Origin of the sequence: Bacillus sp. FSL M7-0307, assembly GCF_038627835.1 — a bacterium.
Classification (GTDB): domain Bacteria; phylum Bacillota; class Bacilli; order Bacillales; family Bacillaceae; genus Bacillus; species Bacillus altitudinis.
In genome coordinates this window covers 1,002,667-1,016,751 of sequence record NZ_CP152023.1, presented here as the reverse complement: position 1 = coordinate 1,016,751, position 14,085 = coordinate 1,002,667, and the positions used below count along the sequence as shown (strand labels likewise).

The 14,085-nt window shown below is 41.2% G+C and carries 12 protein-coding genes; 2 read left to right on the top strand and 10 right to left on the bottom strand.

All coding sequences use genetic code 11. The features are described from left to right. Positions 1 to 113: 113 nt before the first annotated feature. The 6 genes from MHI41_RS05115 to MHI41_RS05090 all read right to left on the bottom strand — a co-directional run bounded on the left by MHI41_RS05115 (position 114) and on the right by MHI41_RS05090 (position 8,966). On the bottom strand, positions 114 to 2,423 hold the full coding sequence (locus MHI41_RS05115; protein ID WP_342494608.1) for a YhgE/Pip domain-containing protein: 2,310 nt from the start codon (positions 2,421 to 2,423) through the stop codon (positions 114 to 116). A 64-nt stretch (positions 2,424 to 2,487) separates the two neighbouring features. Then, positions 2,488 to 3,066 carry a TetR/AcrR family transcriptional regulator gene (locus MHI41_RS05110; protein WP_026050070.1) on the bottom strand — a complete coding sequence of 193 codons (579 nt, stop codon included), beginning with the start codon at positions 3,064 to 3,066 and terminating at the stop codon, positions 2,488 to 2,490. Between the two features lie 175 nt (positions 3,067 to 3,241). Beyond that, positions 3,242 to 4,654 (bottom strand): protoporphyrinogen oxidase, encoded by a 1,413-nt coding sequence (gene hemY / locus MHI41_RS05105; protein ID WP_100325468.1) that lies wholly within the window; start codon positions 4,652 to 4,654, stop codon positions 3,242 to 3,244. 22 nt (positions 4,655 to 4,676) lie between these two features. Beyond that, on the bottom strand, positions 4,677 to 5,615 hold the full coding sequence (hemH, locus tag MHI41_RS05100) for a ferrochelatase (protein WP_268439710.1): 939 nt from the start codon (positions 5,613 to 5,615) through the stop codon (positions 4,677 to 4,679). 32 nt (positions 5,616 to 5,647) lie between these two features. Beyond that, on the bottom strand, positions 5,648 to 6,706 hold the full coding sequence (hemE, locus tag MHI41_RS05095) for a uroporphyrinogen decarboxylase (protein WP_007497181.1): 1,059 nt from the start codon (positions 6,704 to 6,706) through the stop codon (positions 5,648 to 5,650). A 124-nt stretch (positions 6,707 to 6,830) separates the two neighbouring features. After that, entirely contained in the window at positions 6,831 to 8,966 is a 2,136-nt protein-coding gene (locus tag MHI41_RS05090; RefSeq protein WP_017366948.1) for a transglycosylase domain-containing protein, read from the bottom strand. Positions 8,967 to 9,093: 127 nt separating this feature from the next. On the opposite strand from MHI41_RS05090, the gene MHI41_RS05085 reads away from it, so the two are divergent. After that, positions 9,094 to 9,579 (top strand): antibiotic biosynthesis monooxygenase, encoded by a 486-nt coding sequence (locus tag MHI41_RS05085; RefSeq protein WP_017366947.1) that lies wholly within the window; start codon positions 9,094 to 9,096, stop codon positions 9,577 to 9,579. 58 nt (positions 9,580 to 9,637) lie between these two features. Here the strand turns inward: MHI41_RS05085 and MHI41_RS05080 are convergent, their stop codons facing one another. Continuing rightward, positions 9,638 to 9,994, bottom strand: a complete 357-nt coding sequence (locus tag MHI41_RS05080; protein WP_272511364.1) for a hypothetical protein — start codon at positions 9,992 to 9,994, stop codon at positions 9,638 to 9,640. 80 nt (positions 9,995 to 10,074) lie between these two features. Between MHI41_RS05080 and MHI41_RS05075 the strand changes: the two genes are divergently transcribed. Continuing rightward, positions 10,075 to 11,262 carry a M20 family metallopeptidase gene (locus MHI41_RS05075; protein ID WP_008348870.1) on the top strand — a complete coding sequence of 396 codons (1,188 nt, stop codon included), beginning with the start codon at positions 10,075 to 10,077 and terminating at the stop codon, positions 11,260 to 11,262. A 29-nt stretch (positions 11,263 to 11,291) separates the two neighbouring features. Here the strand turns inward: MHI41_RS05075 and MHI41_RS05070 are convergent, their stop codons facing one another. From MHI41_RS05070 to MHI41_RS05060, 3 genes are read right to left on the bottom strand one after another with little or no spacing between them, the layout of a single operon-like run. Continuing rightward, entirely contained in the window at positions 11,292 to 11,999 is a 708-nt protein-coding gene (locus MHI41_RS05070) for an EcsC family protein (protein ID WP_008348873.1), read from the bottom strand. Between the two features lie 46 nt (positions 12,000 to 12,045). Next, a complete protein-coding gene (locus MHI41_RS05065) occupies positions 12,046 to 13,266 on the bottom strand; it encodes an ABC transporter permease (protein ID WP_035703465.1) in 1,221 nt (406 codons plus the stop codon). Continuing rightward, positions 13,259 to 13,999 (bottom strand): ABC transporter ATP-binding protein, encoded by a 741-nt coding sequence (locus tag MHI41_RS05060; protein ID WP_008348877.1) that lies wholly within the window; start codon positions 13,997 to 13,999, stop codon positions 13,259 to 13,261. Before MHI41_RS05060 ends, MHI41_RS05065 begins: the two co-directional genes overlap by 8 nt. Positions 14,000 to 14,085: the final 86 nt, after the last annotated feature.

Sequence of the window (14,085 nt, the reverse complement as noted above, 5' to 3'; positions counted from 1 at the left end):
ATTTCCAAGCATGCCTTTTTTCAGCATCCTTCTTAAAATATATCGCTTCGGGTTCCTGATGTCTAATTTCTAATCAAAAAAACCTTTCTCATGAAAGAGAAAGGTTTTTTTGATTAAGCTTCTTCTTGTTTCATTTTTCTTATGTTCCAAGCAAAGTATGCTGTTGTTGCAGCCATCATGATGATGGCTACTGTTCCAAGAATCGCTGCTTGGTGCCATAAATAACTGTTATCACCGCTTGCAATGATCGTTCTAAATCCGTTGATGGTATACGTCATTGGAAGCAGACTGTGAATGACTTGGAAGAATTTTGGTACAAGCTCAAGCGGGAATGTACCCGCACTTGCTGCAAGCTGAAGAACCAAGATAATGACGGCAATGAAGCGACCTGGATTCCCCATCGTCGTCGCAAGAAGCTGAATGATCGCTAGGAATGTCAGACTGACGATGATCGCAAAGAGATAGAAGCGCCAGAGGCTTTCCACCTCAAGTCCAAGTCCAAAGATGAGCATAGAGCTTGCAATCACTGCCTGCAAGATACCGACTAAGAGAAGCACACTATATTTGCTGACAAACCATTCAAACGCATTTCTAGGGCGTCCGGCAGGATCTTTCATTGGGAATACAACAGTCAGCATAAGAGCTCCAACAAAGAGTCCCATTGATAAAATATATGGTGTGAGCCCTGTTCCATAGTTATCAATTTTTTTCGCTGTATCATTCTCTGTTTTGACTGGGCTTGCAATCATATTGTAATTGTCCTGCCCCGCATCAATGTCTCCTGTTTCATCTGCAGCGCTTTTTAGCTTATCAGAAAGCTTTCCAGTCCCGCTTTTTAAGTCACCTAATCCTTTATCAAGGGATTTTGACCCTTCAGCCAGTTTAGATGAGTTGCTTTGGATACTCGCTGATCCACTTTCTAGTTTATTCAATGCTGCACTAAGCTGGCTTGAACCATTTGCCAGTTTATCCGCACCACTTTTCGCTGTATCAAGCTTTCCATTTGCTGTTTGCAGGCCATCTTGTAATTTCCCTTGGCCCGTTTGAAGCTTCAGTGCACCTTGATACAATTTATTCGTACCGGATGTCATTTGATCAATCGCATTTTGTATGGCGACTGTCGATGTATAAAGCTGTTCTGTTTTCTCTGGCAGCTGCTTGACTTGCTGCAGCTGTGCTTTTGCAGATGCAACCGCAGACTGAACTTCACTTGCGTCAGGCAGTTCCTGCAGCGCCGCTAAGCTTTGCTCAAGACCAGACAAATCAGGCAGTTCGATTGTAGGAAGACTGTCTAGCTGATCCATTGCCGCCTTTTTCTCTTCATCTGTCATCGAGCTGTTTTGAATAATACTTTTTACTTTTGCATCTCGATTAGATAACGCTTCTTTTAAAGAAGCAAGTTTGGTACTGAACGTTTTTGCATCTTTTTTCACCTGATCAATCTTAGGCGCCATCTTTTCTAGATTCGCTAATTCAGGTGAAGACAATACTTTCTCAACAGCAGTGATTTTTTCTGAAAATGACTGTGCTTTATTGTTCAGCTGCTCAATGCCTGCTGTGAATTGCGGCATTTTAGAAGAAAGCTGCTCATGTCCTTCACGGCTTGTGTTTAACCCTTCGGTCAATGTATCAATTCCTGTGCCAAGCTCACCAAATTTCTGATCAATCGTTTGATAGCCTGTTAAGAGCTGACCAAGACCGCTATCAAGAGATTGAATTCCAGTGTTCAGTTCACCCATTTTTCCTGCAAACTGATGAACACCTTCGCTATACGTTAACGTTCCTTCTGCCAATTTCGCCAGATTGTCTTTTAACTTTTGGCTACCGTCTTTTGCGCTTTTTGTTCCGTCATCAATTTTCTTCGCTCCATCGCTTGCTTGATCTAATCCTTTTGCAATCGTTTTGAAGTTATCAAAGATGACCTCTGCATAATTTTCTGTGACTTCCTTTGAAACCGAATCTTTTAATTTGATAATGGCGTTATTCGCAATTTGAGACGCAGCATAGTTTGCGCCTGGATTCGTATAATATTTCAGATTCGATTTTTTCGGATGTTTGTCTAGTACTGTACTCGCATTTTTTGAGAAATCTTTCGGAATCTCGACGACGAGATAATAGTCCTCGTTATTTAACCCCTTGATAGCCTTTTCTTCACTATCAACAAAATGCCATTTAAAACTATCGTTCTTCTTCAATTCCTTCACTAAATCATCGCCTACTTGAAGGTTTTTGCCGTCATAATGACTGCCTTCATCCAAGTTGACAACCGCTACAGGTAATTGATCAACTGTACCATATGGATCCCAGTAAGCTTTTAAAAATACACCACTATAAATCAGTGGAATAAATAAGACAGCTAAAATCGGGATCAGTAGTTTTTTGCTCGTCACAATGTCTTTCCATTGATTCCGAATTAAATTCATTGCTGTTTTCCTCCCATTGATGAATGACTAAATTAAGAATTCGGTCATTTGAACTTAAAAAAAATTATGTTGTTGCAGACAGTCCTTTTAGTACATAAAGCTCGAGCGATTCAGCGACCTCTTCTTTTGTTAAAGGCTCATATCGCTTTTCCCAGTCAAAAATAAGTGCAATATATAGTTTCACCATCACAAATGCCGTCAATTCAGGATCACAGGGCTTAATGTCGCCTTTTTCAATCGCTTCTTTTACTTTTGTTTTAATATAACGAATGATCATCTGCTCCATTTTTTCAATCATTTCTTTCACTGCTGACGTGCCAAGCTCCGCATTTTCCTGAAAGATTTTAATTGTAAGCTGGTGGTTTTTTCGAAATTCTAATATTGCAAAGAGTGCTAAGTGAAGGTTTTCTGAGAAACTATTCTTCTCATCTATTGCTTCATCTGCAATTTTCTTCATCTCCATTAACAGTGATGTGAAAATTTCATCGAACAGCTCTTCTTTGTTTTTGAAAAAAGTATAAATCGTTCCTTTTCCAACATTGGCAAGCTTTGCTACAAGGTCCATTGTCGTGGCTTTATACCCGAACTGAGTAAATGCCTTTGTTGCTCCATCTAAAATCATTTGTCTCCTATCAACACTCATGATCTCACTCCCAAAATGACTATTTGAACGTTTCGGTCATTAAGTACAGAAAGTAATATACCATATCCTTTTCCTCAAATGCAACAACTTTGTTCAATTTTATTATTCACCACTCTTTTCTAAACATACAAACATGAAAAACTCCCTTTCCATGACAGAAAAGGGAGTTTGTTTTTTATGAAAATAGATAAGATACAGCTTCTGAGATGGCAGCTTTTCCTTGATCAATACAATCAGGAATCCCAACACCTTCGAAAGCAGCACCCGTGATATAAATACCAGGATATGATTGCTTAAACGTTTCTCGCATCGTCGAAATCTGTTTTTGATGACCCACATGATATTGCGGCATGCTTGTTTTCCAGCGAGTCACTGTCGTCAGCTCTGGATCTGCTTTAATATCCATGATTTTCTTCAAATCCTCCAGCACAATGCTCACGATTTGATGATCAGACTGTTCAACAATTGATTCATCACCAGCTTTCCCAACATATGCACGAAGCAATGTTTTTCCTTTAGGTGCAGTGTGAGGCCATTTCTTATTTGTCCACGTACATGCTGTAATGGAGAAATCACTATTTCTTGAGATGACAAAACCAGTGCCATCATATTCATTGTGAACATCCTCTTCTTTAAATCCGAGTGCAACTGTTGCAACAGAAGTCGATGTCATGTCATGCAAGTACTCAAGCCCTGCTTCTTTTGGAAACATGGAATAGATCGATTGGTGAGGAGTTGTCACAATGGAAGAATCTGCAAAAAGCGTTTGACCGCTGTCTAATTGAACGCCATAACCTCCCTCGGCTTTTTCGATCTGGGTCACTTTTGTCCCTTTGTAAATCTTCGTCAGCTTGAGTTTACTTTCGACCGCTTCAACAAGTGCTTGCAGCCCTTGATTGATTGTCTGGAACTGTCCTTGCTTTTTCGCTGTCACTTGTTGCGCTTTTGCATGCTGCTGTGATTTTTTCATCCCAAGAATCAAACTGCGATGCTTCTGTTCTGTTTGATAGAACTGCGGGAAGGTAGACATTAAGCTCAGGCGATCAATGTCACCAGCATAAATGCCTGATAGTAGCGGTTCAATTAAATTCTCCACCACTTCATCACCCACACGTCTTCTAAAAAATTCCCCCAGAGACTGATCTTCTGTCTGTTTGCTTTTTGGCAAAACGAAATCCATCGCTGCACGTGCTTTTCCGGCAACTGAAAAAAGCCCAGTTGTAATGAAAGGACTGATTTGAGTTGGAATGCCCATGACAGCGCCCTTTGGCATCGGATGAAGGGTTTCATTGACTAATACATACGCTTGCCCTGTTTCATTATTGACGAGCTGATCAGATAGGCCAACATCTTTTGCCAGCTGGGGTCCACTGACCTTTCTTTCTAAAAATGAATCGGGTCCACGTTCAATGATATAACCGTCTTTATATAATGTTTGAATTTTTCCACCTAGCCTAGGACTCGCTTCAATAAGAGATATTTGGATAGGAAGGCCTTTTTCTTCAATTTCCTTTTCCAAATAGAAGGCGGCGGCCAAACCCGTGATGCCACCGCCAATGATGACAAGGTGTTTTTGATTGTCATGCATAGGATCGCCTTCTTTTATATGATTACTTGCTTTCATTAAGCTTCTTTAATACGACTGCTGCCAGTGCATCAATAAATGCTGGTTTCGCATTTGGCATTTCTGGACGATAGTAAGCTGCACCAATTTCATCCGTGACGACTTTACATTCATAATCATTGTCGTATAACACTTCAAGGTGATCAGCGACAAAACCAACAGGCACGTATACAAATGTTTTATAGCCTTTTTGCTCAAATAGGTCACGCGTGAGATCCTGTACGTCTGGTCCAAGCCACGGATCAGGCGTATTGCCTTCACTTTGCCAGCCAATTTCATAATGCTCAATTCCTGCACCTTCAGCAATCATTTTTGCAGATTGTGCAAGCTGATCAGGGTATGGGTCCCCTGCTGCAATAATTTTTTCAGGAAGACTGTGTGCAGACACAATCAGCACTGCTGAATCTCTTTCTTTCTGACTCATGGATGCATACGTCTCTTTCACTTGTTTCACCCAATAGTCCACAAACTTCGGTTCATCGTACCAGCTTTCAACAGAAGTAATGTTCAGATGGCCAAGCTTTTCTGCTTCATCTTGTGCACGTTTGTTATACGATTTCACACTAAATGTGGAGAAGTGCGGTGCTAGTACAATACTCACCGCTTCTGTGATGCCATCTCGGTGCATGTCAGCGACCGCATCCTCAATGAAAGGCTCGATGTGTTTTAACCCAATGTATACATGAAATTCAATCTCGTCTTGGATCTCATTCAAATGTTCACACAAGCCATTTGCCTGCTGTTCTGTAATTTTTGATAAAGGAGAGATGCCGCCAATTGCCTTGTAGCGGTCCTTTAAATCTTGCAGCATCTCCGGCTCTGGCTTTCTGCCTCTACGGATATGTGTATAGTAACGTTCAATGTCTTCTTCTTTATATGGGGTGCCATATGCCATGACAAGTAGCCCCATTTTCTTTTTCTCCACAACCAACACTCCTTCAGATCATTTGAAATCATTTAGATGGATGTCTTTTTATGTTTAGCTGAATAATCGTGAATAAAATCTGTCAGCTTCTTTAACGTGTCTGGTGAGACATCAGGAAATACCCCGTGACCTAAGTTAAAGATGAATTGATCTGATTTCATCCCTTGATCTAAAATCGCTTTTGCTCTTTCTTCAATCACTTCCCAAGGAGAAAGTAAAATCGTTGGATCAAGGTTTCCTTGTAACGTTTTTGTTAAGCCTTCTTTTCGCGCTTCGTCTATACTCATACGCCAATCCAGTCCAACGACATCAAGCGGCAAGTCATGCCAATCTTTCGCCAGATGGCTCGCACCGACACCATACATAATCATTGGTACGTTTTCAGACTTCAGCTCTGTGAAAATACGCTGCATGACAGGCTTAATGAAGGTCCGGTAATCTGCTGCATTTAAAGCGCCAACCCAAGAGTCAAAGATTTGAAATGCTCGGACGCCTGCTTTTACCTGAGCGCGTATGTATGTGATCGTCATATCGGCTAATTTATTCATCAAAAGCATCCATGTCTCTGGCTCACTGTACATGAGCGCCTTTGTTTTATGATAATTTTTAGATGGACCGCCTTCGATCATATAGCTTGCCATCGTAAAAGGTGCACCTGCGAAACCAATCAGCGGAACATTCAACTGCTCCTCTGTTAACAGCTTGATCGTATCAAGCACATACGGCAGGTCTTCTTCAGGATGAAGCTCTCCAAGACGCTGGATATCTGCCTTTGTCCGAATAGGCGAGTCAATCACTGGTCCAATTCCATTTTTAATTTCAACGTCCACTCCAATAGCTGGAAGCGGAGTCATAATATCTTTATATAAAATAGCGGCATCTACACCATATTGTTCTACAGGAAGTCTTGTTACGTAAGCACATAGCTCTGGCTGATGCGTAATTTCAAATAGCCCGTATTTTTCTTTAAGGGCACGATATTCAGGCTGCGAGCGTCCTGCCTGTCTCATATACCAAACCGGTACATGGTCTGTTTTTTCCCCTTTGCACGCCTTTAAGAACGTGTCATTAAAAGCCTTCGTTTTTCCCATTACCTTTCATTCCACCTTTCGCCTCACACTCTCTTTGTATAAGGCTCAAACACTGCTTTTACTATACCGCTTTTTCAGGGCTCGGTATACTAAAGCGGCTCAATGTTCAAAAAATCGCCGAATATTAACGTCCAAAAGCCTCTGGCTTGATATAAGCACTACCTTCGCCTTCTTCTTGTGTTTGAGTATTGTATGGAACAACCTTATACTGCGCATCTGAAAACACATTTGCATACGGCATTGTGTAGCTGTTTGTTCCTGTTACAGAATCGATCAGGGTCTCGCTTCCATTCCTCTTTTCATAAATACGATATTCAACGCGTTTGTCTTCCTGTTCATCCCATGACAGCTCTAATGTAAAGAGCCCTTTGATTTTAAATGCATAACGTGCTTCAAAGCCTGACAGGCCTTCTAAATGGATTGGCGATTGAAGTTCTTTAATTCCCTCTGGTTTTTGGAATGTTTCATTGGTTATTTGAGCGGTCGTTAAAATATCTTTCATTAACTGCACTGGATACTGACTGCCGCCAGTTAAATAATGACTGTTATCCGTTTTGTCATATCCCATCCAGATTGCCCCTGTTGTACTAGGTGTGTAGCCAGCAAACCAAGCATCTTTCGTTGCCCCTTTGACACCGGAATACGTAGTTGTACCTGTTTTACCAGCCAAATCTCCAGCGTATGATCCGCTCTGAGCGGTTCCGCCTTTGACGACCTGTTGAAGCATTCTTGTCATATTCCAAGCATTTTGTACGCTAAACACTCGTTCTTCTTTGTTTCGATTTTTTTCAACGGTTTCTCCATCATCATTCGTGATTTTCTGAATGAAGAACGGCTTTTTATAGACGCCTTCATTTGCAAATGTATGAAATGCTCCAGCTATCTGCAATGGAGAAACCCCTTTTTCTAGACCGCCAAGCGCAATGGCAAGTCCTTTATCTGAAATATCCATTCCCATTTTCTCAAGATAGGATTTAGACGTATCGATGCCAAGCTGGCTTAACGTCCATACAGCAGCTGTATTTTTGCTTTTCATCAAGGCATCTACCATCGTGACCCTGCCCTCGTACTGTCCATCGTAGTTCTTTGGAGAATAGCCGTCATAGCTTTTTTCCTTGTCTTCAAGCAGTGAATACGGTCTGAATTTTTTCTCCTGCATCGCTGGACCATATACTGCGATCGGCTTAAAGACAGAACCAGGCTGTCTAACAGCTGTGACTCTGTTATAGCCTCTTGCCTGATATTCTCGTCCGCCTATTGCTGCTTTTACACCACCAGATGCGTTGTCAATAAACACAGCGCTTCCTTCAGGTGACCCGCTTTTTCCCGGGAAATAACGATTGTTTTTCATCGCATCATAGGCAACTTTTTGCAAATTCATATCGATTGGTACCGTAATGGTATAGCCGCCTTGAAGCAATTGTTCATGCGAAATCGAATACTGTGATTCTGCTTCTTTAATCATGAGATCTACATAACTGTCCACCCAAGGGGTTTCTGATTTCTTTTTTAAATGAATACCAAGTGTTCTTCCTTTTGCTTCAACTGTTTCTGTAGAAGACAAATATCCTTGTTCATTCATTAAATTCAGGATGGTATCCCGTCTTTGTTTATTTTTATCTGGGTGTAGAACAGGGGAATACGTTGAAGGTGCCTTTGGCATGGCAGCAAGTGTAGCTCCTTCACTGACAGTGAGATCTTTTACATCTTTACTAAAATAGTAATTGGCCGCTGCTTGGATCCCATAGACGCCATGACCAAAGTAAAGCTGATTCAAATACATTTCAAGCAGCTTGTCCTTTGAATAATCTCTTTCTAAATTGATCGCAATAATGACTTCTTTTGTTTTTCGAAGAAACGTTTTATCATTTGTGAGAAAGATATTTTTAGCGAGCTGCTGGGTGATGGTACTGCCGCCTTCTACCTTTCCACCTGCTAATATATCTCGATAAACCGCCCTTGAAATCGATTGTGCATCAATTCCGTGGTGCTCATAAAAGCGCTTGTCCTCTACAGCAACAAAAGCTTTCGCCACTTTATCTGGGACCTCTTTTAATGACACAGGGTCCCGATTTTCTGAATACATGCTTGTGAGTTCTTTTCCATTCTGATCAATGATTTTCGAGGAAGCGTGAAAAACGAGCTTCTTCTCATCTATGACATAATGTCCTAAAAATAAAATGGTCAGATAGCCAATAAATGAAAGCACGATTGTACTTCCTGCAATGACTAATGGAATGATTATCTTCTTTTTCTTCAAATTAGGTCACCTCATTCCTTTATACGGATAGTATGGGATGTATTGCTTCATAATATGTTTTATGGATTGACTACCAAAGAATTATATATCATTCTTTTGTTATACTATCAAGCAGGAGGCGGTTTAGATGAATTTCTATATTACATATGGAACAGCAGACTTTTTGCAAAAAATCGCAAAAAAACATCATCTTGAAAATCTGCTTTATACGGTCGGTAAGGAACAAGCGGCTCTTTTTCATGAAACGGAGGGTGAGACAGTCTTTAAAGCACCCCATGCCTATGATGTGATTTATACAAAAGGTGAGCTCGTCCAATCTGGCTTTGTCACGCTGAATCATATCCCTGTAAAGCTCGAAAGCAGAGCACTTTTTGAATCCACCTTTCAGAAAAAAACAAACATATCAGAACACCAGCGCGGCTTTCAGGCGCTTCGTGTGTTAAGACCAAAAAAGGATGAAGAAGTGTACTTAATTTTGACCCTTTGGGAATCTGAAGACTTATTTCAAGACTTCCAAGAGTCAGAAGCGTTCTTTCAGCCGCACGAGGATACTGGCTCCATCTTCTCTCGTCCTGCCTATCTGACATCCTATCATGCCGTCATAGACCATTAAAGAAGTGCTGCTCTTCGCACTTCTTTTTTTCATAAAAAAAAGCCCTTCTGCTGGGCTTTCAACGCTTTTCTCTAAGCTCGTACCGATGAATGATTGGCTGAAGCACATAAAAATTCAGCAAGATCCATCCTAATAAGATGGGCCATTTGAACATAGGTGAAGCACCTTTCATCTGAATAAGTAGTACCAACAGTGGAATCAAACAAATCATTAAAAAGCTCATTTTCGAAACGAACGTTTCTTTGATTTGATGCCGGCAGCTTGGACAAAGCATCATTCTCGTATGCGATAAATGAAATTTTTCGACGAAAGAAAATGCTTTTGAACAATTTGGACAGCTTCCCAATGCCACTCCCCCTTTTTCAAGCTTCATACTTAACCTTCGACTTTTATGTAAAATGACCTTTTCTGTCATTCTCGACATCCTCTTCTGTTGAAAGATTCTAACAATTACCATACAATCAGTAAAAGAAACTAAAGGAGGTTTTCGGATCAATGACAGTATCCACTTTACACAAAAGGATCAATGAACGTCTTGATGAACATTATGAGGAAATGGTTGAAATTAGACGCCATCTCCATATGAATCCAGAACTTTCTTTTCAGGAAGAAGAAACAGCTGCTTACATCGCTCAATATTATGACAGATTACATATCCCAACACGCACACATGTAGGCGGACATGGTGTACTCGCTTTTATTGAAGGAGCTTCCCCTGGACCGACCATTGCACTGAGAGCTGATTTTGATGCACTTCCCATTCATGATGAAAAGGATGTACCTTACCGTTCAACAAAACCTGGCGTCATGCACGCATGCGGTCATGATGGCCACACAGCAACACTTCTCGTCTTAGCGAAGATCTTACATGAGCACCGAGATCAATTAAAAGGAAAAATCGTCCTCATTCATCAACACGCTGAAGAATATGCCCCCGGCGGTGCGAAACCAATGATTGAAGATGGCTGTTTAGACGGTGTTGACGTCATTTTCGGCACCCACCTTTGGTCCTCAGAGCCATGCGGCACTGTTCTTTATAAAAGCGGGAACTTTATGGCAGCCGCCGATCGTTTCTCTATTCAAGTGCAAGGGAAAGGCGGACATGGCGCACAGCCGCATCTGACGAAAGATGCCGTACTCATCGGTTCACAAATTGTAGCCAATCTTCAGCAGGTCGTGGCCCGAAAAGTCAACCCGATTGATTCTGCGGTGGTATCTGTAGGGGGATTTGTCGCTGAAAATGCCTTTAACGTCATTGCAGATTCGGCCGTGCTGACAGGTACTGCACGTTCCTTTGAAGAGAGTGCACGCCATATCATTGAACGTGAAATTGAACAGGTGGTGAAAGGTGTCTGCCACATGCACGATGCCTCTTATACTTATGAATATGTAAGAGGCTATCCTGCAGTCAAAAATCACCCTGCACCAACTGAATATATAGCAGAAATAGCCAAACAGACAGAAGGAGTCACAGAAGTAAAAGAAGCCGAAACCCAAATGGGCGGAGAAGACTTTGCTTACTACCTTCAGCATGTTCCTGGTACTTTCTTCTACACAGGCGCTATGCCAGAAAACAGCCAAGATGTGTATCCACACCACCATCCGAAATTTGATATTAACGAAAACGCAATGCCTGTCGCAGCAAAGGTACTCGCTCATGCCGTCCTTTCCTACGATGAATGAAAAAAAGCCGCTGCTGGGCAGCGGCTTTTCTATTTCAATTCTTTCAACACACGCAAGTGAAACACATGGCGTGCGACTTCACCAAGCTGTCCTGTCAGCTGATGATTTGCCACCCCACCAACAGCGGCACCGACCACAGGCATTAATTGAAACAGCTTCACAAGGTCAATATAATCTCGATATTCCTGCTGAAAGCTATACCAATCCATTTCTTCCCGGGTTGTTTCCCATTCTTCAATGAGTTTCATCATTTTTTGACGGTGTGTACTGCTTGAAAAGGCGAGTTGAAAAATACAAAGCAAAAAGAGCCTTTCCTCTTTTTGAGACAAATCAAATCCATATATACAAGCAAGCTCATATAGACATTTCATTTTAATACTCAAAAGGAGAGGGAAATCCGCCATTCCGAGAAACAATCCACCCGCACCTGTGCCAATTCCTTCAATCGCAGCGGCCTTTTGATAATATGTCACCTTTTCCTTTGCCAGCTCATTTCGCTCTACAATAGACAATTGTTCATCAATGACTGTAAATGAAGTAAAATGGCTTCCTGATACGGTGGATTCAACCATTGTTTTCACCGCACTTGTGATGACTTGATGAAATCGAGCAGGGATTCGGCGATTCACTTGCTGCTGAACGCCTTTTGAAAACCGCTCGATCTTGGATGGTTTTCTTAAAAAACGCATTTGAAAAAAAATGGCCTCTTCATACAGTTCCCGTTCAGCTGCATTCATCCCAGTTCCCTCCTTGGTGACATCATACGCTCGCTGTAAAAAATGCTTATCTCATCTTTTTTAATCTACTTTGTACGTAAGGCTTAAATAGGACAAGCACAAATACCAATGAAATGAGAAGAGCAAGTCCGCTTCCCTTCCATCCACCTGCTGGGAAAACGGCGGAGCTCAGTACAAATGACTGGATGATGAGTACATTTCGAACGAGAACAAAAAAGCTTCGATCTTTTTCTTGCTGAGACACAGGATAAAGTGCCTGTAACGACAGATGAGCAAAGTGCTTTGTTAACGGGACAAGCTGTACACCTGTGATAAAGACTGTAAACAAGACAAGTAATGCCCCCACCCAGCCTGCTGCACCTGTATACAAGAGGATCAGCACAAACACGACCGTTAACCTAAACACTAGACCAAAATAGTCATTTGAACGTAAAAACGCCCTCACATACATATAAGAAAAAGCTTTACGCTGTTCATAAGGGACAAACTGCAAGACCCAGTCCATATACGCCCTTCTTTTCACTTGTTTCTTTAAATGAGGGACATCCGTAAATAAGTTTGCCAAGCGGTAAAAACGCTGTTTTCGTTTTAACTCATCAGAAATATGCAATTCCCATTGAAAAGGCTGTTTTTTTACTGCATTTGTTAAGTAAATGAGATAGACAGCATATAAAAGATAAAAAACGATGGCAATGGCATAAGCTGCTTGTAAAACGGTATACATTAACATTGTATTGAGCAGAAAACGAATCACTGCATCAATCCATCTGACATGTTTCCCTTGAAAATAAGTGATTCTCCACTGAATCGCTGTATTCAGACCTTTTATTAAGATCATTTGCGCCAAAATGAGCACATATAGCATCAGATCGCCTGAGGAGACAGCCGAATATAGCGGAAGTGCAATAATGGACACGGCAATCAAAGGAAATAACTGAGAAATGAAGCTAAAGTTAAACGCTTGTTTTAAATAAGGGTCCATCTTAGCTTCCAAAGGAAGCATAAACACAAGATCTGCCTCTTTGATCAACGTTCGCACGTAAGAACTAGTCAGTACCAATGAGAAAACAACTGCCATGACCCAATAGGATGGGAAGTGAGCTGGAATATGCTTCAGCCAATTACTGTACCAGCTCGCCCCGCCTGCAAGGAAAAAAATGAGCACAATCACAAGATGATCATTGAACATATATTTTAAATATTTTCTTGTTTCTTGTACGTGTTCTTCTAATCGTGATTTCCAAATGGTTTGCGTTGTTTTACTCATAGCTTTCTTCCTTTGTTAATTCCAAATAAAGATCATCGAGTGTCGCATCTCTCATGTTGAACTGCTCTCTTAGTTCTGTCAGTGTTCCTTTCGCTCTAATTTCCCCTTCATGCAAAATAATAAAGGAATCACAATAACGTTCCGCTGTGGCTAAAATATGCGTTGACATCAGAACACTTGCGCCATTTTGTTTCGCCGCATTCATACGTTCTAATAGTGCGTTGATCGCAAGCGGATCAAGCCCTAAAAACGGCTCATCGATAATATACAACTCTGGCTCCACAAGAAATGCACACATAATCATCACCTTCTGCTTCATCCCTTTAGAAAAATGAGCAGGGAACCATTTCAATCGCTTCTCCATTCGGAATTCCTTCAGCAAAGACGGCAGACGTTCTTCTAATTGTTCTTTTGAAAGGCCGTAAGCCATCGCTGTCAGCTCTAAATGCTCTTTTAACGTTAATTCTTCATATAAGACAGGTGTCTCTGGAATAAACGTAAATTGTGAACGATACGCCTCTTGATCTTCTTGAAGGGTTCGTCCGTTCAGCTCAATGACCCCTTTATGAGGTTTCATTAATCCAATAATATGACGAATGGTTGTACTTTTTCCCGCCCCGTTTAAGCCAATGAGACCAACGATTTGGTTTCTTTCTAATTCAAATGAAATATTTTTCAGAACGGGATTCTTTGTATATCCACCCGTTACATCTTTTACAGTTAGAAGGGACATCAGTTCGTTCCTTTCTTTCTTTTTTCCTTTATAGTACCAAAAACGAAAGACAATTTGAAATGTTTACCTATAGACAACTCATGAAT